19 protein-coding genes and 1 other annotated feature are annotated in these 23,800 nt (G+C 30.5%); of the genes, 18 read left to right on the top strand and 1 reads right to left on the bottom strand.

Annotated features, from left to right (window positions below):
• Window positions 1–48 precede the first annotated feature (48 nt).
• From gatB to HYG85_RS00330, 4 genes are all read left to right on the top strand, one after another.
• Window positions 49–1,494 carry an Asp-tRNA(Asn)/Glu-tRNA(Gln) amidotransferase subunit GatB gene (gene gatB, locus HYG85_RS00345; protein ID WP_212691827.1) on the top strand — a complete coding sequence of 482 codons (1,446 nt, stop codon included), beginning with the start codon at window positions 49–51 and terminating at the stop codon, window positions 1,492–1,494.
• A gap of 333 nt (window positions 1,495–1,827) precedes the next feature.
• Window positions 1,828–3,006 carry an AAC(3) family N-acetyltransferase gene (locus HYG85_RS00340; protein ID WP_212691826.1) on the top strand — a complete coding sequence of 393 codons (1,179 nt, stop codon included), beginning with the start codon at window positions 1,828–1,830 and terminating at the stop codon, window positions 3,004–3,006.
• 20 nt (window positions 3,007–3,026) lie between these two features.
• Window positions 3,027–3,686: a DUF4652 domain-containing protein gene (locus HYG85_RS00335; RefSeq protein ID WP_212691825.1), complete on the top strand. Its 660-nt coding sequence runs from the start codon at window positions 3,027–3,029 to the stop codon at window positions 3,684–3,686.
• A 103-nt stretch (window positions 3,687–3,789) separates the two neighbouring features.
• Window positions 3,790–3,927 carry a hypothetical protein gene (locus HYG85_RS00330; protein WP_193774681.1) on the top strand — a complete coding sequence of 46 codons (138 nt, stop codon included), beginning with the start codon at window positions 3,790–3,792 and terminating at the stop codon, window positions 3,925–3,927.
• A gap of 84 nt (window positions 3,928–4,011) precedes the next feature.
• Here the strand turns inward: HYG85_RS00330 and HYG85_RS00325 are convergent, their stop codons facing one another.
• A complete protein-coding gene (locus HYG85_RS00325) occupies window positions 4,012–5,757 on the bottom strand; it encodes an Rqc2 family fibronectin-binding protein (protein WP_212691824.1) in 1,746 nt (581 codons plus the stop codon).
• Between the two features lie 473 nt (window positions 5,758–6,230).
• Here HYG85_RS00325 and HYG85_RS00320 point away from each other — a divergent pair, with 473 nt between their 5' ends.
• The 14 genes from HYG85_RS00320 (at window position 6,231) to def (ending at window position 23,797) form a co-directional block, all read left to right on the top strand.
• Window positions 6,231–7,589 carry a citrate/2-methylcitrate synthase gene (locus tag HYG85_RS00320; RefSeq protein WP_242986508.1) on the top strand — a complete coding sequence of 453 codons (1,359 nt, stop codon included), beginning with the start codon at window positions 6,231–6,233 and terminating at the stop codon, window positions 7,587–7,589.
• A 169-nt stretch (window positions 7,590–7,758) separates the two neighbouring features.
• Window positions 7,759–8,010 (top strand) — a binding site (T-box leader).
• A 109-nt stretch (window positions 8,011–8,119) separates the two neighbouring features.
• Window positions 8,120–10,117: a methionine--tRNA ligase gene (locus HYG85_RS00315; RefSeq protein ID WP_212691823.1), complete on the top strand. Its 1,998-nt coding sequence runs from the start codon at window positions 8,120–8,122 to the stop codon at window positions 10,115–10,117.
• A 351-nt stretch (window positions 10,118–10,468) separates the two neighbouring features.
• Window positions 10,469–11,740, top strand: coding sequence for an ABC transporter substrate-binding protein (locus HYG85_RS00310; RefSeq protein ID WP_212691822.1), 1,272 nt, complete (start codon window positions 10,469–10,471; stop codon window positions 11,738–11,740).
• Between the two features lie 189 nt (window positions 11,741–11,929).
• Window positions 11,930–12,814: a carbohydrate ABC transporter permease gene (locus HYG85_RS00305; protein ID WP_212691821.1), complete on the top strand. Its 885-nt coding sequence runs from the start codon at window positions 11,930–11,932 to the stop codon at window positions 12,812–12,814.
• Window positions 12,814–13,671 carry a carbohydrate ABC transporter permease gene (locus tag HYG85_RS00300; RefSeq protein ID WP_202975247.1) on the top strand — a complete coding sequence of 286 codons (858 nt, stop codon included), beginning with the start codon at window positions 12,814–12,816 and terminating at the stop codon, window positions 13,669–13,671. Before HYG85_RS00305 ends, HYG85_RS00300 begins: the two co-directional genes overlap by 1 nt.
• Window positions 13,668–16,184 (top strand): phosphodiester glycosidase family protein, encoded by a 2,517-nt coding sequence (locus HYG85_RS00295; RefSeq protein ID WP_212691820.1) that lies wholly within the window; start codon window positions 13,668–13,670, stop codon window positions 16,182–16,184. The genes HYG85_RS00300 and HYG85_RS00295 overlap by 4 nt, the downstream gene beginning before the upstream one ends.
• Window positions 16,185–16,216: 32 nt before the next feature.
• A complete protein-coding gene (locus HYG85_RS00290) occupies window positions 16,217–17,254 on the top strand; it encodes a LacI family DNA-binding transcriptional regulator (protein ID WP_212691819.1) in 1,038 nt (345 codons plus the stop codon).
• Window positions 17,255–17,297: 43 nt separating this feature from the next.
• On the top strand, window positions 17,298–18,506 hold the full coding sequence (locus tag HYG85_RS00285) for a hypothetical protein (RefSeq protein ID WP_212691818.1): 1,209 nt from the start codon (window positions 17,298–17,300) through the stop codon (window positions 18,504–18,506).
• A gap of 177 nt (window positions 18,507–18,683) precedes the next feature.
• Window positions 18,684–19,559 carry a YicC/YloC family endoribonuclease gene (locus tag HYG85_RS00280; RefSeq protein ID WP_113674735.1) on the top strand — a complete coding sequence of 292 codons (876 nt, stop codon included), beginning with the start codon at window positions 18,684–18,686 and terminating at the stop codon, window positions 19,557–19,559.
• A gap of 82 nt (window positions 19,560–19,641) precedes the next feature.
• Window positions 19,642–19,920, top strand: a complete 279-nt coding sequence (gene remA / locus HYG85_RS00275; protein ID WP_408647977.1) for an extracellular matrix/biofilm regulator RemA — start codon at window positions 19,642–19,644, stop codon at window positions 19,918–19,920.
• A 49-nt stretch (window positions 19,921–19,969) separates the two neighbouring features.
• Window positions 19,970–20,602, top strand: a complete 633-nt coding sequence (gmk, locus tag HYG85_RS00270; protein ID WP_212691817.1) for a guanylate kinase — start codon at window positions 19,970–19,972, stop codon at window positions 20,600–20,602.
• A complete protein-coding gene (gene rpoZ, locus HYG85_RS00265; RefSeq protein WP_212691816.1) occupies window positions 20,603–20,848 on the top strand; it encodes a DNA-directed RNA polymerase subunit omega in 246 nt (81 codons plus the stop codon).
• Window positions 20,849–21,060: 212 nt separating this feature from the next.
• Entirely contained in the window at window positions 21,061–23,292 is a 2,232-nt protein-coding gene (gene priA, locus HYG85_RS00260) for a primosomal protein N' (protein ID WP_212691815.1), read from the top strand.
• Between the two features lie 52 nt (window positions 23,293–23,344).
• Window positions 23,345–23,797, top strand: coding sequence for a peptide deformylase (gene def, locus HYG85_RS00255; RefSeq protein WP_212691814.1), 453 nt, complete (start codon window positions 23,345–23,347; stop codon window positions 23,795–23,797).
• Window positions 23,798–23,800 lie beyond the last annotated feature (3 nt).

Below are 23,800 nucleotides of genomic sequence, written 5' to 3'. Positions count from 1 at the left end.
ATTATACGATAAGCTATAAACAATAGATTCTAAACAGAGGTGAAGAGATTGAGCTATTCAGATTATGAAGTAGTTATTGGATTGGAAGTACATTCCGAGCTAAAAACGAAAACAAAAATATTTTGCAGCTGTACAACAGAATTCGGAGGGGAACCTAATACTCATTGTTGCCCTATTTGTACAGGTATGCCAGGTACATTACCAAAACTAAATGAAAAAGTTGTAGAATATGCTATTAAAGCAGGATTAGCAATGGATTGTAATATAAATGAATTCAGTAAACAAGATAGAAAAAATTATTTTTATCCAGATCTTCCAAAAGCTTACCAAGTATCACAATATGATCTTCCGTTATGTTATGAAGGTGAGATAGAAATAGAAGTAAATGGAGAAATGAAAAAAATCCGAATTAATAGGATACATATAGAAGAAGATGCTGGTAAATTGATTCATGAATCCGGCGAAGGCTCTATAGTTGATTACAATAGATGTGGCGTTCCGCTAATTGAAATTGTTACTGAACCTGATTTCAGGTCTTCAGAAGATGTTAGAGTTTTCTTGGAGAAGCTTAGGACAATACTTCTATATGCAGATGTATCTGACTGTAAAATGAATGAAGGTTCCCTAAGATGTGATGTAAACTTATCCATCAGAAAAAAAGGTAATACCGAATTAGGTACACGTACTGAAATGAAAAACATGAACTCCTTCAATTATGCAGTTAAGGCTATTCAGTATGAAGCAAAAAGACAAATAAAAGTTATAGAAAATGGCGATAAAGTCATTCAAGAAACAAGAAGATGGGATGAATCAAAAGGTATAACAGTATCTATGAGAAGTAAGGAAGAAGCTCATGATTATCGTTACTTCCCAGAACCTGACCTTATGCCTATAATAACATCAAAAGAAAGAATTGAAGAAATTAGAAGTTCATTACCTGTAATGCCTGATAGCAGAGTTAGAAGGTATGTTGATGAATATAAGATAACAGAGTACGATGCCAGATTAATTGCTGCTTCTAGAAATATGGCTGATTACTTTGAAAAAGCAGTGATAGATGTTAAGAATAAAAAAGCAGTAGCAAATTGGATTATAACTGAAATCTATAGTAGATTAGATGAAGAACAAAAGGAACAGGCAAAGATACCTTTTGAACCTGCTGTTCTAACAGAACTTGTTAATCTAATTGAAGATGGTACAATTAGTAACAGTATAGGTAAAAAGGTTTTTGCTGAATGTTGGGAAACTGGAAAACGTCCTGGTGAAATTGTTGAAGAAAAAGGACTTAAACAAATTAGTGACGACGGTCAGTTACAAAGCTTAGTAAAAGAAGTTATAGATGCTAATCCAAAAGCAGTTAATGATTATTTGAGTGGAAAGCAAGCTGCAATAGGAGCGTTGGTCGGTCAAATGATGAAAGCAACTAAGGGTAAAGCTAATCCTAAGATGGTTAATGAATTATTAAGAGAGGCAATTGGTAAGTTGAATAATTAATAAAACTTAAAAAGGTGCTGTTTCATAATTACAAACAGTACCTTTTCTAGTGTTTTTAAGGTTAAGTACTTATAGAAGATTCTTCATTAATATCTTCTTTTTTCGAGATGTAATAAGGACAGTCAATATCGACGTTTTTATTATTACTTATGTTGTTAAGAGTTACAGAGACAGATAAATTGCATTTTCCTTCTTTTTGATAAATGCAGTCGTGTGTGCAATTAATATCCATATGATAAATGCACCTCCTGTTATGGTATTTTATCCATAATTACTGAAAATAAACCAAAATTTACAGTTAAATGTTTGTAAAAATTATAAAAGGTGATAAATATGTTAATATTTGGATGGGGATATAAAACAATTAAGAAATACGGGATTATCGGTAAAAGTAAATGTAATATTTGTAAATTAGTAACAAATTGGCAATTGGTCAAAGTAACTACTTGGTTTACATTATTTTTTATACCTATTATTCCTGTTAGTGTAAAAAGGATGATTATATGTACTAATTGTAATGGGGGACATATAGTTGATAAGCAAACTTTTGATAAATTATTTAATATCATAAAATCTAATAAAGGTAATATTAATTTACAAGAGATGCAATATTATAACAAAACAGAAACACAAAAAAATTATTTAAAAGAAATGGAAGAGTTTAGAAGAAGCAAAGATAATAAAGATAAGCAAAACGTTGATACAAAACTTACTGAAAAAGATATTATAGATGGAACTAGTACACCTAATACAAGGAACTCACTTAGAAAACAACTTGAAGAAATGGGATTAAAGAAGGGTATGACTGTAATCATACATTCTTCCATGAGTAATATTGGGTGGATAAGTGGAGGATCAGTTGCAGTGGTTCAAGCTTTAATGGATGTGATTACTGATGAAGGGACCATTATTATGCCAGCACATACTACTGATTATTCAGATCCTGCAGATTGGGAAAATCCACCAGTACCAAAAGATTGGGTTTCCATAATAAAAGAGAATATGCCTGCTTTTGATAAAAATATTACGCCAACTAATAAAATGGGGCGTATAGCAGAAACTTTTAGGACTTACCCAGGAGTATTACGTAGTGATCATCCACATGTTTCTTTTACTGCTTGGGGCAAGAATGCAGAAGACATTACTAAGAATCACTCATTGGATTATAGCCTAGGATGTGAATCACCACTAAAAAAAATATACGATCTGGACGGAATGGTTTTATTATTGGGTGTAGGGTATGAAAATAATACTTCTTTTCATCTAGCTGAATATTTGATTAGTAAGAAGAAAGAAGAAAATATGGGAGCACCTATACTGTTAGAGGGTAAAAGAAAATGGGTTGAGTATAAAGATATAGAACTTGATGTAGATGATTTTGATAAGATAGGATCAGAATATGAAGAAATCAAAGAAGTCATCAAACATAAGATAGGTCAAGCTGAGTCTCGATTGTTTAGTCAAAGACAAGCAGTAGATTTTGCTAAAGGATGGATGGAAAAAAATAGATAATAATTAAGGAGTTATGTAGAATGAAGTATATTAAGATCTCAATATTTCTTATGACACTTATTGTGGCCACAGGTTGTTCAAAAGAAGTAATTAAGATTGAAGAAGATGTTTACAAGAAATCACAACAGATTCTTCCTGATGATACGTATAAAATGTCTGATATAAATGAAGATATCTCTCTTGTATATGGTGAAAGTAAGACTATCTACATAAAAGAGGATAATGAATATATAGAAGTAGGCAAAACACTCTGTTCATATCCTAAAATTGCACCTAATGAATCGTCAATAGTCTTTGTTACAGGTGAACCAGACTATCCAGGTGAATTATATTTATATAATTTGAAAGATCATGAAAAGACAATGCTGTTAGGTAATGATGAAGGTAGTAATACACCAAAAGATGTAGAATGGTTAGACAATAAAAGATTATTGGTAATTAGAGGATTTGGACATGGAACAGTAAGGTTAGGCGGAGAAATATGTATTTATAACATTGAAACCAAAGAGGTTACCCCTCTATTGTTACCTGATGAATTATCCGAATATAGATCTGTCAATAAGAAGGATGATACATATGAAATTGAATATGCTACATGGGAAGATGAAACACTTAATAAAACAAATTCAAAAATCATGATATATAAAATCTCAGAAATCGAAAAATTAGCTGATAAGTAATAAGAAATAATTATAAAACTTAATAAAAATAATTAATATACATATAATAATGTTAATAGTATGGAATAAATTAACTAGAATTTTTTGCAGAGAGGTAGATATCATGAAAAAATTTATTATGTTACTATTAATACTTAGTACTATGATTATATGTATAGGATGCAACGGTAATAAAGTAGATAATGATACTTACAATAGAACTAGAGATGTATTTCTTGAAGAAATACATCCAAGACTATAAGATAGTTAAAGCAAATAAAAATATAGTTGGTTTTCTACCCATGAACTCTTAAGAGTGAGGTAAGAAAACCAACTATATTACTTTTTATATTAACGTAACTTTTTCATCGCTAGGATTTACGTACATGGAATAGTTAGTATGATAAATAACATAACCAGGTACGGAGCCAGCCGGTTTTTTGATATGCTTTCTCAATGTATAATCAACTGCCACTTTAGTTGAATTATTAGCTTTGCTATAATAAGCGGCTAGGGCAGCAGCTTCTTCATAAGCTGTATCACTTAATTCTCTGCCATTGGTTTTCACAATTACATGTGAACCAGGAACTTCTTTTGTATGAAACCACCAATCATTGGCAGTGGCGGTTTTCATGGTCAATTCATCATTTTGTAAGTTGTTTTTACCAACATAGATGTCAAAACCATCGGAAGATTTATAATGGAAAGGCTTTGATTTTTGTAGTGCCTTTTTATTCTTGTTTTTCCTGAACCTAAGATAACCATATTCCATTAATTCTGTACGTATCAATTGCAGATCTTCTTCTGCCTCAACAAAATTAAGAGAATTTTGTATAGATTCAAGATGGCTAATTTCACTTTTGGTATCTTTTATATGTTCAGTCAAAGCATGAAAAGTTCTTTTAAGTTTATTATATCTATTATAATATTTTGCAGCATTCTCAGAAGGTGACAAATTAGGTTTTAGGCTAATAGTGGTATCTTCGTTAGTGTAATAATTGAACGCTTTCAGCTCTTTATCTCCTTCTTTTATTGCATATATGTTAGCTGTAATTAATTCTCCTTTAATCTTATATTTATCTCTTGATTCCGTATCTTTTATCTGCTTTAACTGTAAATCTAATTTTTTATAACATCTCTCAAGATTTGTTGCTATTACTTTCTTGATATCACTGGATTTTTGGCTTATCCTTGAGGTATTAGAACTTTTGGCATAATAACTATCCAGTACATGAGAAATTGACTCATAATCTATAGATTCATAATCTCCCCCATAACTACTTAACTCAATTGACGAAAACTCTTTATATGTTCCTTCTTCATCAGTAATTATATTAGGAGTATAATCGCCTTTCTCTATTAAATTCATCAATGATTCAAAAGTGGTATATATATTAGTGAAATCACTATCAGTCAATTCACTGGTTGGTGTAGAACTATTAATACCAGCCCTATAACATATTTCCTCGGAAATCACAGGACTTATACCATTAAAAGTAAAGTAGAGAGCTTTGTGAATAATGGTATTCTTATCATTTAGTATAGCAATAAAATCCTCCGAAGTAATATTATCCAAAGGGTTTATTTTATTCTTAGCTGGAGGATAAGTATATATTCTATTAGGTAATACTTCTCTCACAGAACTAACATTAAGGGATACATGTTTTATACTATCTAAGATTCTATCATTTTCTTCACAGAAGATTATATTACTATGTCTACCCATTATTTCAATAATTAGCTTTTTGACGCATAGGTCTCCTAATTCGTTAAGGTGTTCTAGATGAATTTCTACTATTCTTTCAAAATTAGGTTGAATAACCTTAAGAATCTTACCTCCGATAATATGTTTTCTTAATAACATACAAAAATTAGGAGGATTCAATGGATTCTTTTTAGGTACTTCTGTCAGGTGAATACGTGGCATATTAGCTAAAGCTGATAATAATAATTTATATGAATTTTTATTATTTCTTATTGATATAATTAATTCGTCATTTTCAGGTTGATAAATCTTATCAATTCTACCACCAGTTATTAATTGATTAAGTTCATAAACAATATTAGAAATTACAATTCCGTCTAGTGCCATATATCAATCATTCCTTTCTAAGTATTCTTGCTAAGTAATTATAATCACAAGTATAACACTAAGTAAATTAAAAAGGAAGTAATAGCCTTAAATATATGGTATAAAAGGGTGTTTTTAAATAATTTATTGGGGGGGAGTATAAATATGCTCATTACTATTTATACATATAACAGAATATTATGACTAATAAATTACCTTAAATTATTTCATTCATTTTAATTATTAAAGCTTGCAAAGTGAATCATTTTATATTACAATAGTATACAAGTATAAATTTTATTGTGGTTGTAATTTACGGGGATTGATGGCTTTGATAATAATTTGTATGATTGTATACAATCTATAAATGTGTAAAATAAACAAGATACATTTGGTCATTTCTAATGGAACAAAAACCAATTACTTCTGGAAATCTGATTTACTTTATTAATATTTATGAATACGGAATTATAATAATACAAGGAGTTGATAGTTTGAGTAATAAAGAGATATATAGGAGAATATTGAAGTTCGCTAATTTAGCAGAAAACAATAACAAAATTGATTTTGAACTGTATGACAAATTCGGAGTAAAAAGAGGTTTAAGAAATAAGAATGGAACAGGTGTTTTAGCAGGTTTAACAGAAATTGGAGATGTAATTGGTTATAGATTAGATGATGGTGAAAAAATCCCTACACAAGGTTCTTTGCTTTATAGAGGTATTGATGTCAAAGATATAGTTGATGGATTTCAGTCAGAAGAAAGATTCGGTTTCGAAGAAGTATGTTATCTTTTACTATTCGGTTCACTTCCTACTAGTAGTGAACTTAAGGAGTTCAATGAAATATTAGGAGAGAGCAGAGAAATTCCAGAAGGTTTTACTGAAGATATGATATTAAAAGCTCCAAGCCCTAATATTATGAACAAATTAGCTAGAAGTGTTTTGGCGACTTATTCTTATGATGATAATCCAGATGATACAAGTATAGAGAATATGTTAAGACAATGTATAGAATTAATAGCCAGATTTCCAATTTTGGTTGCTTATGCATTCCAAGCGAAATCTCATTATTATGATAACAATAGTCTTTATATTCATAATACCACAAGAAATTTAAGTACTGCAGAAAACTTTTTACATATGCTACGTGTAGATAATAAATTCACTAAATCAGAAGCTGAATTACTTGATCTTTGTCTTGTACTACACGCTGAGCATGGTGGTGGTAATAACTCAGCCTTTACAGCAAGAGTAGTTTCATCTTCAGGTACAGATACTTATTCTGCTATAGCAGCTGCAATAGGATCATTAAAAGGACCTAAGCATGGTGGAGCCAACAACAAAGTTAGACAGATGATGGACGATATCAAGGCTCATATAAAAGATTGGGAAGATAAAAAGGAAATAGAAAATTATCTTACTAAAATATTAAAAAAAGAAGCAAACGATGGATCAGGACTCATCTATGGTATGGGTCATGCAATCTATACATTATCTGACCCGAGAGCTGTCATGCTTAAGAAAAAAGCTCATCAATTAGCTATTGAGAAGGATATGATGAAAGAATATAACCTATACCAATCTATAGAAAATCTAGCACCAGAAGTTTTTGCGAAAGTAAAAGGATCCTCAAAAGAGATATGTGCAAATGTAGATTTCTATTCAGGATTTGTTTATAATATGCTTCAAATTCCACCTGAATTATTTACTCCTATATTTGCTATTGCAAGAATTGGAGGATGGTGTGCACATAGAATAGAAGAATTCTATGGAGCTAACAGAATAATAAGACCTGCCTATAAGAATATTACGGAACCTAGAGATTATAAAAACATAAATAATAGGTATTAATATAATATAATGAAATAATTATTAGTCATGCTAATTATAAGAAAAGTGTTTTGCTGGTCAAAACACTTTTTCTACTTTGCAGGAGGATAAATTAATTCTAATAGATCCAAGATTTAATAATAAAAATAGTCCTTGACAAAACTCTTATCTTTTAATATACTTTTAGAAAATAAAGGCAATGAAGAGAAGAGTAATTAATTTAGAAGCTTACAGAGAGTTCCCTTGTGCTGAGATGGAACAGTGGATATTTAATGAACCAAGACTCTGAGCTGCATACGGATCTTATTAGTTGTAGGAAGTAATAAGTGATGCTATGACGTTTGTTCACGTTACAGAACTAAAGTATAATAAGTACTTGATGAGATTAGTATGGTGACATATTAATGAATTAGGGTGGTACCGCGAATAAATCGCCCCTACGAATATTTGTAGGAGGTGTTTTTTTATGAGCTTTTTTCCATGAAATCAACTTGGAATAATCCTAAATAATAAGTATGAATACAATAAAAATTATTAGAAGGAGTTTGCTTATGAAAGACAATAGAAGACAAAGACCAAGACCAGAATTTCCTAAAAAAGCTGTTGTTACAGCAGGAATGCCTTATGGTAATAAAGAATTACATTTTGGACATGTAGGAGGAGTATTTGTTCACGCTGATACTTATGCAAGATTCTTAAGAGATAGAATAGGTAAAGAAAATGTTATATTCGTATCAGGAACAGATTGTTATGGTTCTCCAATATTAGCTAGTTATAGACAACTTGTAGATGAAAATAAATTTGAAGGAACTATAGAAGATTATGTAAGACAAAACCATAATAAGCAAAGTGAAGTCTTAGAAAAGTATGAGATGAGTCTTAACTTATATGGTGCTTCTGGTTTGGACAAACCTGGAGAATTTCACAAAGAAGTTTCAGAAGATATATTCAATAAATTATATGAAAATGGTTATTTAACCAAGTTATCCACACCACAATTCTATGACCCTGAACATAAAGTATTATTGAATGGTAGACAGGTAGTTGGTAAATGCCCTATAGAAGGATGTAATTCTGACAAAGCATATGCAGATGAATGTTCAATGGGTCATATGTACATGCCTAATGAATTAATAGATCCTAAAAGCATTCTATCAGGTAAAACACCAGAACTTACAGATGTGACTAACTGGTATTTCAAATTAGATGAATATAATGATGTCTTGAAAGACAGAATCAAGGATCTAAAAGAGAATTCTAATTCTCGTAAATATCTATTGAATACTATTGAAGAATTCTTGAAGCCACCAATTATATATGTTAAGAGGAAACAGTTAGAAGATGATTTAGCTGATATACAAGATAAATTACCTAAGCATACAATAATTGATGAACCTAAAAAGCCTTCAATAACTTTTATATTCGATAATTTGGAAGATAGGGATACAGCTAGAGATGTATTTGACAAGCTTGGAATAAGATTCAGAACTGGAAAGACATTAGTTCCTTTTAGATTATCAGGAAATATTGATTGGGGAATTAAAGTGCCTGAAAAAGAAGATTTAGAAGATTTGACATTCTGGGTATGGCCGGAATCATTATGGGCACCAATTTCTTTTACTAAGACTTATTTAGATTCAATTGGTGAAGATCCAGAGAATTGGAAGGATTGGTGGCAATCAAAAGATTCAAAAGTATATCAATTCATTGGTGAAGATAATATTTATTTTTACGGTATTGCTGAAATGGGTATGTTCTTAGCATTACTTGGCATTAATAAGGATAGTTCATTAGATTGGGAAAACATTAATCTACCTCATCTGATACCTAATAATCATGTGCTATTCATGGATAAGAAAGCAAGTAGTAGTAGTGATATCAAACCACCTATGGCAGAGGAATTATTAGACTATTATACAGCAGAGCAATTAAGAATGCATTTCTTGAGCCTTGGTTTAGCTAAGAAGAGTGTAAGTTTCACACCTCAGGTATTTATGAAAGAAGAAGACAGGCAAGGACCGGATACTGTTCTAAAAGATGGTAACTTACTTACTAATGTATTCAATAGACTCATTAGATCTTGTTTCTATACATCTCAAAAGTATTTTGATTCCAAAATCCCTATGGGAGAAGTAGATGAAAAAATATTGGAGGAATCTAAAGAGGCAATACTGAATTATGAAAGACATATGTATAATCATGATTTCCATAGGATTGTCTACGTACTTGACAGCTATATAAGAAAAATGAACAAGTACTGGGTTAATAATATGAAGAAAGCTGAAGCTGACGAAGATAATGAACTTAGAGAAAAAGTTTTAATAACAGCTTTTCATGGTGTGCGTACTGCTATTACATTGATACACCCAATTGCTCCAGACAGTTGTAAAATGGTCAGAGAATATCTTAATGTTAATGAAAACATCTGGAATTGGGAGTATATATTTGATAACATATATTCCTTTATTGAAGATTATGATAACCATAAGATTAAATATCTAGAACCTAGAATAGACTTTTTTGAAAAACATGAAAGTCAATATAAATAATTAGTTCATTTCTATTGCAGAATAAAGATTGTACAACTAGATCTTTATTCTGCAATATTTTTATTTACAGCTAGTTTAAAAAAGGGTATTGACACAGCTAAGAAAAAGGAGTAATATTATTCCATAATAAGTTCTGCCAATGATGGCAGAAAAGTAAAGTTTTTTTATTTTAAGTCTAATGCCAACGATGGCAGAAGTAAAATTATTTTTTTGTCCTAAAACTGCCATCGTTGGCAAAAGAGACATATTAGTGTATAATCATAGACAGGAGGTGCGTATAACAATAGCTGCATGTAAGTGATTGACTTATCTAGAAGATATACTACAAATTATATTAAGGAGAAATTAAAAATGAAAAGAAAAATAATAAGTGTACTTTTAATAATGTGTTTAGTTGTTATATCAGCAGGATGCAAGGCTGAGAATAGTGATGAAGAAAAAGAGGTAACTTTAAACTATTATTCTCATGTTGATGAAAATGGAACACTTACCAATATTATAAATAGATTTCACGAAGAAAATCCTAATATTAAAGTTAATGTTGTTGAATTACCAGCTGATACTAATAAAAAGTTACAGATGATTAGTACAGCATTGCAGGCAGAGGATGATTCGTTGGATATGTTTGATGCGGATGTAACATGGCCTCCAATTTTTGCTTCAGCTGGCTGGGTAACAGATTTAACTGACCAATTGACACAAGATGAAAAAGATAAATATCTGCCTGGTGCAATAAATGCAAATATATATAAGGATAAATTATGGGGACTACCTTACAGAATTGATGCAGGTATGCTTTATTACAGAAAAGACTTATTGAAAAAATATAATAAGCCTGTTCCAGAAACTTGGGAAGAGTTAGTTGAAACAGCTACATATATAATGGAAAAAGAACCAGAAATGAAAGGTTTGGCAGGGTCATGGAAACAATATGAAGGTTTGACATGTAATTTAATGGAATATGTTTGGAGTTATGGTGGGGATGTTTTCGATGAAGACGGAAAAGTGATCTACAATTCCCCTGAAACTGTTAAAGCCACAAAGATGATGGTTGATATGATTAATACTTCAAAAATTACTCCAGAAGGAATTATCAACTTTGGTAGCGGTGATGCTAGAGCTCCATTTTTTGCTGGAAAATTAGTTTTTCTAAGAGACTGGCCAAGTGGATGGAACAAATCACAAGATGCAGATAAATCACAAGTAGTAGGAAAAGTTGGGATAGCACAATTACCAAAAGCAGATAAAGATGGTAACAGTTATTCTACTCTTGGTGGATGGCAAATCATGGTATCAAAATTTTCAAAGAACCAAGAAGAGGCAATAAAATTTGCTAAATTCATGGCTGGTGAAGAAGCTGAGAAAATGGAAGCTCTTGGACTAAGTCATTTACCATCTATCAAGTCATTATATGAAGATAAAGAGATTCTTGAAAAAATGCCTTTTGTTGAGAATATGTTACCAGTATTCATGAATGCTAATCCAAGACCAAAATCACCATATTATTCAGAAATCTCCAATGTACTTCAACTACAGACACAATTAGCTTTTGTAGGAGAAAAAACAGTTGAAGATGCAGTTAAAGATGCTGATAACGAGATTAAGAAGATAATCGGACAATAATATATTGAATTAATTTCAGTTAGTGATATGAAACGAGAGATTAGAGAGAACGTTGGATGGAATAATTTTCTATCGGCGTTCTAATCTTTATAGAACAAAAACTCCACTTGGATTAAATATATATAACATGTGGTGGAAGCACAATATATTAATATAACTAGAATGAATAAAAATTAGGAGTGACCGAATATGCAAAAACAGAAGGCCAAAATGGGTTATATATTCATAATACCTTCAATTGTATTAGTATTGGTTTTTATAGTATATCCTGTTATTAATACAATTAACATGAGTCTTTATGATCTTCGTATTCAGACTTTGGCAGAGGGCAAGAAATTTGTTGGGTTTGATAATTATATCAAATTATTCAGTGATAAGACTTTTATAGAGAGTTTGAAGTTTACATTGATGTTTACAGTTGTTGCTGTAACCTTGGAAACTTTGATAGGTATGATTTTTGCCTTAATCATGAATAAAGCTATTCCAGGACAAGGTATAATTAGAACTGCTGTACTAGTGCCTTGGGCTATACCTACTATAGTTTCAGGTTTGATGTGGCAGTTCATGTATAGTGATCAATATGGAATCATCAATCTTATACTAAGCAAACTTCATCTTATTCAAGATTATATACCTTGGCTTATTGAGAAAAATACAGCCATAATAGCAGTTATTATTGCGGATGTATGGAAAACTACACCTTACATGTCACTGCTTATTCTATCAGGGCTTCAAACAGTTCCTGAAAGTCTATATGAAGCGGCTTCCCTTGATGGAGCTAACAAGATACAGAGATTTTTTAGAATTACACTGCCAATAATTAAACCGGTTGTTGTTGTAGCTATATTATTTAGAGTGCTTGCTACATTCCGTATATATGATTTGGTAGTCGCACTAACAAGCGGTGGGCCAGCTGACGGAACTCAAAGTTTATCTCTATATACAATCAAGACTTATTTCAATTTTGGTAATCTTGGATATGGTGCAACATTAGCCGTAGTAACCTTTATAATTTCCCTATTGATAAGCTTTTTGTTTATGGATGCGTTGAAGACCAAGATGGAGAAGGTGTAATGATGAAAAAAAATACTAAATCAATAAAACTAAAAAAATATATTAAAGGAGTTTTGTTTGCCTTATTCTTCATATTTTTTGTTGGTGGAATCATATTTCCGTTTATATGGCAATTTTTAAATTCATTTAAGAATCAGAAAGATCTATTTAGCATTCCTCCCACATTTTGGCCATCAGAATGGACATTACAGAATTACATAGATGTCTTTGAAAGACAACCCTTTTTACTATATTTGAAAAACAGCACAGTTATTTCATTGGTAAGTACAGCATTGTCAGTGTCAATAGGATGTTTAGCAAGCTATGCTGTTTCAAGAACTGATATAAAAGGGAAAAAGGTATTCATGTTAGTGCTGCTGAGCATAACTTTACTACCACCAATAACAATTATTAATCCTATATATAAAATGATGAAGAATCTTAGATTGCTTAACACTTATTGGGGGCTGGCACTAGCTATCACAACCACACAATTACCAATGGCAGTATGGTTCTTATCAACATTTTTCAAATCAGTACCTAATACTTTAGAAGAGAGCGCAATGATTGATGGAGCATCTATTTTCAAATGCTTCTATAAAATTATCATGCCTCTTGTTGCACCGGGATTATTTACTGTAAGTATACTTGTATTCATAACTGCATGGAATCAATATCTATTTGCGCAAGTATTGAATCCATTAAAGATTAGACGTACGGTTACAGTAGGAATCACTCTTTATCAAACAGATTATACTGTTCCTTGGGGAACCATGTGTGCAGCTTCTATTGTAATCACAGTACCACTGATAATTGTTGTTCTATTACTCCAAAGAAAGATTATATCAGGTATACTTGATGGAGGAGTAAAAGAATGATGATTTATAAACATAATTATGTTGCAGGAGCCTATAAAAGAAAATTGACAAAAGGCTATTTTCAATACTTAAGGTATAATTATGGTTCTGTAAAGGTAGATAAAGCAAAAGGTAATGAAGTAATAATTGATTATGCTCTGGATCTTGCCTATAGTAAAGATAAAGTGGATAAATACCGTTACCAACATTATTATAATAAGCTTAAAGATTATTTTATGGATTTTACTCTTTTAGAAGATTATACAGATGAGGAGATATACGGTGATATACATAAAATCAGACAAGAAACATTTGATAAAGACATGAAAGATATTTATAGTAGCTATAGTTTAGATGAAGAATATATTTCAACGAATAAATTGGAAAAATTGAATTTTGATAATGCCATTATTAATTTAATTTATAGTGGTATACCAAAGAAAATAAGATACAATACTAGTGTAATCAATAAGTTGGAAATTTTGAAAACTAAGATGATGATTGCAGAAGAACTTATATTTTTAGCAGGTGACAATAAACAATTATTAACTCTTTTGCAGATAATCGTCAACAATGAGTTATTAGAGTTTAGAGATAAAAAAATAGTTATCTATGTAAAAAAAAGTAGCATTCATGATGAAGCAACAATTGATGATTATTATGATATTATGGATAATCAAGCTACTATAGAATCTAATGACTTAATTAAAAAGAATACACAAATAAAAATCTATGACAATACTTCTGTAGGAATGGATTTCAGTAAACTGGAGAAAGAAGATGCCATATTATTTGGTAAAGCCTCCAGTAATAAAACACTTGTTATAGGTCTAGGTGAGAAACATATATTTTCATTGAAAAATGTTTCTTTTGATTACTTTATATTGTCTACTGTTCAAAATGTAGTAGTTTCAAGATATACTAACATTTATAGAAACGGCAGCAGTGATATTCCATATATAATAGGTTATGTCATAAAAGAGTTTGATTGTGATTATGACTTTACTGGTAATGAAAGAATAACTATGAGCTTATTTCATTATAATTGTTTACTTAATGAATATGGTATAAAAAGATGTAGAGAGGTATTTAAATCAGGTGAAGATATTAACAACTTGCTGCCCATTAAATACATGAATTTTTATTCAACAAGTATAAAGAGGAATGATTTTCCAGAGTTTCTAATGGATAAACAACAAAGTGAAGCAGATTATAAAGTTGCAGAAAGAGAAATCTTATATGAATTTATCAATAATCATTTTAGAGGTAAATATATCTCATGTTATTATAATGCAGATAATATAGAAAAGACAACAGATGATGTTTATAATCATGAACACAATAATAATGTACTTGTAACAGGGTTGTTATTTGATGATAATGTTTCATTAAAACCTGTAGAAGCAGAAAAATTAAATAAAAGTTTGATTTCACCTAGGGAGTATTTTAAGAATGATATAGAACGAGATCTAAGATATTGCTGTAACTTTTTATATTTTGCCACGGATAATATTGTTGAAGCTTATAATTCTACAAGGAAAGAACTTCCAAATGAAAAGATTGATGTAGGTAAGATTTTTCTTGGATACAAGTATGTAAATGAAGATACTAACAGAGAAGAATATTTTCCATTATATAATAAAGCATTCATAGGCTGTACCAAATCCGGTCAAGTAATTTTCGGTAGAAGAACTTTACAAGGTGGTAAGATAATAATCAACAATGAAGAAATTACATGGGATAGAGATGATGTAAATAGTGACAATGGAAATGTCAATATCATTACTCCATATATTGATAATCAGGATTTGAGCAAGAATAATGAAGATTATAGAAAATTTTTCTATTCATATGGTAAAAATAGGTTAAATATTGTTATAATAAATAATAAAATAGTTTGTGTAAGATATGGAGAAGTATCTATACCTAGTATAGGAGTTGTTCTGTCTGTTACAGGCGATTATATAAAAAGGTTAGTAGATTCACTGGGATTGACTGGTATTAATGATGATTATTATAAAATTACTAAACCTTATAAACTGGATGTATATCTTGAAAAGCCTGAGGATATGACCCAAGGACAATGGGATGATATTAGTTGGGTTTATGGTGGAGCTACACTGCTAGTTGAAAATGGCAAGAATCTGGTTTCTAATAACCAAGTGCAAATTGAAGCATTTAAAAGAGAAGGATGGTTTCATCCTCTTTCAATGCAGACCCAAGAGACTCAAGTACAAGATTGGGTTAGAGGTCCTAGAACAGTTGTTGGTCTAACGAGAACTAATAAATTTTTTGTGTTCGTTTTTTCTGGAAGAACAAAAGAAAGTTGTGGAGCTAATTTCAATGAAATAGTTGGTATTCTAGAAAAAGAAGTAGGAGCAGTTGATTGGGTAATGAATCTAGACGGAGGAGCTTCTAGTTGTCTAAGTATGATTTATAAGAATCAACTAATTGAACTGAGCTATCCATGTACATCAGATCTTTCGTCAGCAGGAATGATAAGACCAATAAATTCTATGTTAATTATGAAATAGAATAATTTTTTCCAATAGAAAGAAGGGAAGAAATGGGAAAAAACAATTTAACCATTAAGGATATAGCTAAGAGGACAGGTTTTTCTGTTAGAACTGTATCAAGAGTTATAAACAACGGACAATACGTAAAAGAAGAAACAAGAAAAATTATTAATGATGTCATCAAAGAAACTGGTTTTGAAACAAATATATATGCAAAGAGTCTTAGAAAGAAGACAGCAAAGAATATTATACTTGTTATTGAGAAACAACAAGACCTGTATCCAGGACAATGGTATTCCAATATGTTCCAGAACATTATTAATCAAGCTTCTGCTTATGAATATAATGTTTTCATGTTTCAATTCAATATGGATGATGAAGAAGAGAATAAAAAAAATATACATCTTCTAAAATCTGGTTTTGTTGATGGTGCTATAATCCTTAACATTCAAAAAGATGATAATAAGATAAGATTATTCCAGGAATTAGGTATTCCCTATGTAACTATAGGAAAGAATTATAATTATCCCGAAAATCCATTTGTTGAAATCGATAACTATAAAGCATCATACCTTGTTACACAATATCTTATAAGAAGTGGTTGTAAGTCCATCCTTTTTTTCCTTGGTAGTAATAGGTATATTTCTAATGAGGAAAGAAGAGAAGGATTCTATACAGCTGTTTTGGATAATAAATTACAAAAGCAGGATTTTATTATATATGAAGGAATCAAGTCATATAAAGAAGCATATACAGCGTGTAATCAAATAATTGAAGAGGGTAAATTGCCAGATGCAATATTTGTGTCTGGAGATGAAAAAGCTTTTGGTGTACTAAAATCCCTTAATGAGAAGGGAATATCCATTCCTGAAGATATACAGGTTGTTGGATTTGATAATATACCTATTTCAGAATTCACTGTTCCATCTTTGACAACAGTTGAACAGAATGCCAAGGATATTTCATCTAAGGCAATAGAGATATTGATAGGTATGATAAATGAAGAAGATAATTATGATGGTGAAACAAAAATAATATTTGACCCCAAAATAATATATCGCCATACTACTAGAAAAATTGAGGAATAAACTCATATAGCATACACTTTTACAGGAAAGGAATTAATGAAATATGAATTTTGCTATGGTAATTAATGTTTACATTGATACTGATAAAAATATGATAAATGTATTCGATCATCCAACAGGTCTAGAGAGTTTTGAAGACGATAATACATTGGTAAATACAATAAAAAGTGTTAATGAATTGAAAGTAGATGATGAAGATAATCTTAAAATATATATATTTGCAATAGGAACTAATGAAGATACAACGAAAGATAGTATTATTAGAGATAAAGTAGCAGGAGTCATGAATACTTGTAGATTCCCTAATTCAATATATACTAATACAGATATCAATAATTATAGAATAAATACTCAAAATGAATTTTTTTCTGTTAAAGGCTATCCTGAAATAAGGACATTAGGATTCATGATTCCTTATTTACTGGACGAAGATATAATTATTCAAATTGATGATGATGAATTATTGAGAAAAGATTATATGGTTTATATAAAAGAAGTGTTGAACGATAATGAGGACAAATATATCTTTACTGCACCTTATGAAAAAAATGGTACCATAAGAATAAAAACAGAAGATAAATTAAAAAGCTGGAAAAAATTTTCCTCTATGGATAACGATATCATAAGACTTACCAAGGATGATAATATAAAAGAAACTTTATTTGGTTTCGGTGGAAATATGATAGTCAGAAAAGACTTCGCAGGAAAAATGTTTTATCCAGAGGATGTTCCAAGAGGTGAGGATTTCTCATTATTGTTAGCTAGTAGATTGATATATGCTAATGGTAATGAAAAAGCTGATATACATAAGGAAGATAAAATGTTCAAAGCATATTTTCTAACGGATAAGGCTGTAACAATAATCCATGAACCACCAGTAGAAGCAAAAGCTGATTTCTTATTCTACCTTGAGAAGAATCTGAAGAGATTTATCATGGAATGGAATATGTTCACTAATCAAAAAGCCATCAATAGGGAAGAGTTAAAGGACTTATCAGATTATATGAGCGAAATGATCGGATATGATGATATGGCAAAAAAGGTTAATGAAATTATAGACGAAGTAAATGATCTTAATGAATTTAACTTGGAAGACGTAGAAAAACTGCGAAGCAGATTATTAGACTATATAAATCACTACAAGGAATTAGACAGATTTACATTGTTCAAAGCTAGGCAGCATCATTATATAAATTCTATAAATGAATTGAAAAAGAATAAAGAGTTCGTCAACAAATTATTAAATAATTAATTGCAATAATAGAGGCTTTTTTCAATAGGGAAAGAGCCTTTATTATTTTAGGTTTTTTTCCTTGTCCTGTGTTGACTAGATATTTATAGTAAGGTATAATACCATAAGGATAATACCAATGAATATGAATTAAAATTTGGTGAATTTTGACTCATATCATAGAAATGAGTGATTAAAATGGTAAAAAGTATGACAGGCTTTGGTAGAGGAGAATATGTATCTAATGATAGAAAGATGACAGTTGAAATTAAATCTGTTAATCATAGATATTGTGATATCAATGTTAGAATGCCAAAGAAAATAAGCTTTCTAGAAAATAATATTAGAAACTTTGTCAAGAAAAAAGTATCTAGAGGTAAGGTGGACATATTTATCTCTTATGAAGATAATTCTGAAGGGAATGAATGTATTAAGCTTAATGAAGACCTGATAGGACAATACCTAAAGTACTTTGATATCATCAGTGAGAAGTTTGAACTTGATAACGATATAAGAGTATCTAATATCACTAGATATCCTGAAGTCATAACTATAGAAGAACAGGATGTTGATGAAGAGCTATTATGGAATCTAATGGAGAAGGCATTGACAATAGCTATAGAAAAGCTTATTTCTACTAGAACAACAGAAGGCGAATTATTGAAAAAAGATATAATACAGAAGCTTGACACTATCAATAACTTAGTTTCCAATATCAAAACTAGAGCACCATATGTTATTGAAGAGTACAAAGTCAAATTGGAAAATAGAATAAATGATTTATTAAGTAGTACTATTGATGAAGCAAGGCTTGCTGTAGAAGTTGCTATATTTGCTGATAAATGTTGTGTGGATGAAGAAATTGTTAGACTAGAGAGCCATATTGAACATATGAGACGTACTTTAGATAAAGATATTCCTATTGGTAGGAAACTCGATTTTCTTTTACAAGAAATGAATAGGGAATCAAACACGATTTTATCAAAATCAAATGATATTGAAGTTTCTACTAATGGATTAGAGCTTAAAACAGAAATAGAAAAAATCCGCGAACAAATCCAAAATATTGAATAAGTATATTCTATGTTTGTTGAATTGAATAAGCTAATCATATTAAATATTTAATTCAGTATATATAGTAAGGGAGATTAAGATAATGATTCAAATGGTTAATATTGGTTTTGGAAATATTATATCTGCTAATAGAATAATTGCAATTATTAGTCCAGAATCCGCACCTATAAAAAGAGTTATCCAGAATGGCAGGGATGATGGGAAATTAATAGATGCTACATATGGCAGAAAAACCAGAGCTGTTATTATAATGGATAGTGGTCATGTTATATTATCTGCTATTCTACCAGAGACAGTAGGACAAAGACTTATAAAAGATAATTCGGATTTAATTGAAGAGGATAAAAAAAATATGCTATAGCATATATAGAACCTAAATAATAACAAAAAACATAATTAAAGGTGATTAGATGAATAAAAAGGGTATACTCATAATTATATCAGGTTTTTCAGGCGCTGGAAAAGGTTCTGTTGTTAAAGAACTTTTATCAAAAGGAGATTACATTCTTTCAATATCTTCTACAACTAGAGCACCACGAGAATATGAGGAACATGGAAGAGAGTATTTTTTTGATACTAGAGATGACTTTGAAAGCATGATAGATAATAATGAACTTATAGAGTGGGCATCCTATTGCGATAACTATTATGGTACACCTAGAAAATTTGTAGAAAATAATCTTGAGCAAGGTAAAAATGTGATTCTTGAGATTGAGATGCAGGGTGCTCTTGATGTCAAAGCACAATATGACGATGCAGTATTAATTTTCATAACAGCACCAAGTGTAGCTGAATTGAAGGCAAGATTAGAAAAAAGAGGAACAGAAAGTTCTGATATCATTAACAAAAGGCTTAAAAGATCATATGAAGAAGCAGAAGTTATCAATAAATATGATTATATTGTTGTTAATGATGATTTACAAAAATGTGCAAATGACATTAATACAATCATTAATGCAGAGCACAAAAGAGCTAATAGAAGTGGTGAACTAAAAGATAGATTAAAAGATGAATTTGCAGAGCTTTTGAAAGGAGAGATATAGATGTTACATCCATCTTACACAGATTTAATGACAACAATCAATGACAGAATGAGTAGTGATGAAGAAAAACTTAAAAGCAGATACTCAATCGTTGTTGCTTCAGCAAAGAGAGCTAGAGAGATTATCGGAGGGGACGAAGTATTATCAAGTAATAATTATACTAAGCCCTTATCAAATGCAGTAAATGAACTTTATGAAGGCAAAATTGATATAGTAGCACATGATATAGCTGAGGATGACCAATAAATAAGGGGGATACCCCCTTTTTTTATGCACTTATAAAGATTTTTTATTCTATATAAAAGTTCTCTTTTAAGAGGGCGATTACATTGTTATATGGTTATTCATATGTTATAATAAGAAAATAATGGTATGTGATTGATTGATATATACAAGCCTAATTAAATAATTGCTATAGAATAAGTAATTATATTGGTTTTACATAAAAGGAAGATTATATGAATAAATATGCAGATATTATTGTTGATATATCTCATTCAAAGTTAGATAGAGTATTTCAATATCGTGTCCCCCATAACTTGATGGATAAGATTGTAATTGGAACTGTTGTTGATATACCTTTTGGTAAAGGAAATAAAAATTTAAAAGGATATGTTATAGGGTTTACTGATAAACCTAACTTTGACGTGGATAAGATTAAAGACATTACAGGTGTAGCGTCAATGAACATGTCCATAGAAGCTCATCTAATCAAATTAGCTGTTTGGATGAAAGAACGATATGCATGTACCATAATATCAGCTCTTAGAACATTGATTCCAATAGGTAAAAAGGTTAATGAAAAGACACAAAAAGAAATTGTTAGAATAATTGAAGCTGATGAGTTGAAATCATATATAAAAATGTGGGATAACAAAAATTATAAGGCTTTAAGCAGAGCTGGAAATCACTTGCTTACTTGTGAAAAATGCAAGCAAAGTACTATAATTAAAAAGGCTGATATAACTCCAGCAGTACTTTCCAACTTAGAGAAAAAAGGAATTATAAAAATTAATTCAGAACGTATTTATAGAGAACCATATAATGTTAATAATATAAGAAGAAGTAAAAACAAATTACCTAATATAGAGCAGCAAAAAGTTATTAACAAGGTATTGAGTAATCTGAATAAGGAAAGTCAGGTTCATTTGATCCATGGTATTACAGGTAGTGGAAAAACAGAAGTCTACATGCAAATAATAGAAAAAGTCCTTGAGAAAGGGCAACAGGCTATAGTATTGATACCTGAAATAGCTTTGACTCCTCAGACAGTTAGAAATTTCATATCAAGATTTGGTAATCAGGTGGGTGTAATGCATAGTAAGCTATCAGCTGGTGAAAAATATGATGGTTGGAGAAGAGCAAGAGACGGTGATATATCTATTATGATAGGTCCTAGATCTGCGGTTTTCACTCCATTCAAAAAGCTTGGTATGATAATAATTGATGAAGAACACGAAATGAGTTATAAGTCAGAGGTATCACCCAAATATCACGCTAGAGAAGTAGCAATTAAAAGAGGTGAGATGACTGGTGCTGATGTGGTACTAGGTTCAGCTACACCATCTCTGGAATCATATCATTTAGCTAAAGAAGGTAAATATACTTTATTGGAATTAAAAGAAAAAGCAGCTTCAACTAATAAGTTGGATGTTAAGGTCATTGATATGCGTGAAGAATTGATTAATGGAAATAAATCAATATTTAGTGATACTCTAAGAAATGAAATACAGAATAAATTATTCAACAAAGAACAAATCATTTTGTTTTTAAATAGAAGAGGTTATTCAAGATTTGTATCTTGTAGACAATGCGGGTATGTAATTAAATGTGATAGTTGTGATATACCATATACATATCATGCTTTTGGTGATAAACTAATATGCCACTATTGTGGTAAAACAATCAATATGGTTAGTAAATGTCCTTCATGCAATTCCAAGTACATCAAGCAATTCGGAATAGGGACAGAGAAAGTGGAGTCTTATGTAAAGAAAGAATTTCCTACAGCAAGGGTCTTGAGAATGGATCTTGATACGACTACAAGAAAAAATAGTTATGATACAATATTAGGGAAGTTTAGAAATGGTGAAGCAGATATTCTTATAGGAACTCAAATGGTTGCAAAAGGTCATGATTTTCCTGATGTGACACTAGTTGGTGTTATAGCTGCTGATTTATCTCTTTATATGAGCGATTTCAGAGCTTCAGAGAGGACATTTCAATTATTGACACAGGTTACAGGCAGAGCAGGTAGAAGCAACCTACAGGGAACAGCTATAATTCAATCCTATACTCCAGAGCATTATAGCATAACCAAGTCAAAGGAACAAGATTACATTGGATTTTATGAAGCTGAGATTAAGTATAGGCAAGTAATGAATTATCCGCCATTCTCCAATTTGTTAGTGTTGTTGATTCAATCCACTAACGAAAAAGAGTTGATTAGAAGATCTTTTGAATTAAAAAATGATATATTATTAGTTGCATCCAGAATGGGACTTGAAATAATCGGTCCATCACCAGCTAATGTATCTAAAATAAAAAATAATTATAGAAGAGTGATTTTATTAAGAAGTACAGGATATAAGGAGTTGATGCAATTCATTAATAGATATATGGAAAGACTTAGTATTAAATACAAAGACATTTCAATACAAATGGATATTAATCCATTGATTTCATATTAAATAAATGTAACTGAAATAATATTAATAAAATGTTAAAAGGAGTGTTCTTATAATGGCTTTAAGACAAATAAGAATTGATGGCGACGAGATTTTAAGGAAAAATTGTAAAGAGATTAAAGAAATAACAGAAAATATAAAAGTGTTGGCTGAAGATATGATAGAAACTATGAATAGCGCTAATGGAGTTGGTCTTGCTGGACCACAAGTAGGTATTCTAAAGCAAATAGTGGTTATTGATGTTGGAGAAGGTCCAATGGTTCTGATTAACCCCAAGATCGTTAAGACAAAAGGTGAACAGCTAAATCCAGAAGGTTGTTTAAGTATTCCAGGAAAATCTGGAGAAGTTAAAAGACCTGCATATGTTAAAGCTGAAGCATTGAATCTAGATGGAGAGAAGATTGTTGTTGAAGGAAGAGAGTTATTGGCTGTAGCATTATGTCATGAAACAGACCATCTTAAGGGCAGATTATTTACTGATATAGCAGAAAACATAGTACAAGAATAAAAA

Origin of the sequence: Vallitalea guaymasensis (assembly GCF_018141425.1) — a bacterium.
In the GTDB taxonomy this organism is placed as follows: Bacteria; Bacillota; Clostridia; order Lachnospirales; family Vallitaleaceae; genus Vallitalea; species Vallitalea guaymasensis.
The sequence above is the reverse complement of the archived record's forward strand: the minus strand, read 5'-3'. Positions and strand labels throughout refer to the sequence as shown.

What these genes read in the sequence shown, in the direction of transcription:
- remA (WP_408647977.1), top strand. Translation starts at nt 19,642, where the DNA reads ATGATTCAAATGGTTAATATTGGTTTTGGAAATATTATATCTGCTAAT.
- def (WP_212691814.1), top strand. Translation starts at nt 23,345, where the DNA reads ATGGCTTTAAGACAAATAAGAATTGATGGCGACGAGATTTTAAGGAAA.
- HYG85_RS00295 (WP_212691820.1), top strand. Translation starts at nt 13,668, where the DNA reads ATGATGATTTATAAACATAATTATGTTGCAGGAGCCTATAAAAGAAAA.
- HYG85_RS00335 (WP_212691825.1), top strand. Translation starts at nt 3,027, where the DNA reads ATGAAGTATATTAAGATCTCAATATTTCTTATGACACTTATTGTGGCC.
- HYG85_RS00340 (WP_212691826.1), top strand. Translation starts at nt 1,828, where the DNA reads ATGTTAATATTTGGATGGGGATATAAAACAATTAAGAAATACGGGATT.
- HYG85_RS00300 (WP_202975247.1), top strand. Translation starts at nt 12,814, where the DNA reads ATGATGAAAAAAAATACTAAATCAATAAAACTAAAAAAATATATTAAA.
- HYG85_RS00315 (WP_212691823.1), top strand. Translation starts at nt 8,120, where the DNA reads ATGAAAGACAATAGAAGACAAAGACCAAGACCAGAATTTCCTAAAAAA.
- HYG85_RS00325 (WP_212691824.1), bottom strand. Translation starts at nt 5,757, where the DNA reads ATGGCACTAGACGGAATTGTAATTTCTAATATTGTTTATGAACTTAAT.
- HYG85_RS00280 (WP_113674735.1), top strand. Translation starts at nt 18,684, where the DNA reads ATGGTAAAAAGTATGACAGGCTTTGGTAGAGGAGAATATGTATCTAAT.
- HYG85_RS00305 (WP_212691821.1), top strand. Translation starts at nt 11,930, where the DNA reads ATGCAAAAACAGAAGGCCAAAATGGGTTATATATTCATAATACCTTCA.
- rpoZ (WP_212691816.1), top strand. Translation starts at nt 20,603, where the DNA reads ATGTTACATCCATCTTACACAGATTTAATGACAACAATCAATGACAGA.
- HYG85_RS00310 (WP_212691822.1), top strand. Translation starts at nt 10,469, where the DNA reads ATGAAAAGAAAAATAATAAGTGTACTTTTAATAATGTGTTTAGTTGTT.
- HYG85_RS00285 (WP_212691818.1), top strand. Translation starts at nt 17,298, where the DNA reads ATGAATTTTGCTATGGTAATTAATGTTTACATTGATACTGATAAAAAT.
- HYG85_RS00330 (WP_193774681.1), top strand. Translation starts at nt 3,790, where the DNA reads ATGAAAAAATTTATTATGTTACTATTAATACTTAGTACTATGATTATA.
- HYG85_RS00290 (WP_212691819.1), top strand. Translation starts at nt 16,217, where the DNA reads ATGGGAAAAAACAATTTAACCATTAAGGATATAGCTAAGAGGACAGGT.
- priA (WP_212691815.1), top strand. Translation starts at nt 21,061, where the DNA reads ATGAATAAATATGCAGATATTATTGTTGATATATCTCATTCAAAGTTA.
- gmk (WP_212691817.1), top strand. Translation starts at nt 19,970, where the DNA reads ATGAATAAAAAGGGTATACTCATAATTATATCAGGTTTTTCAGGCGCT.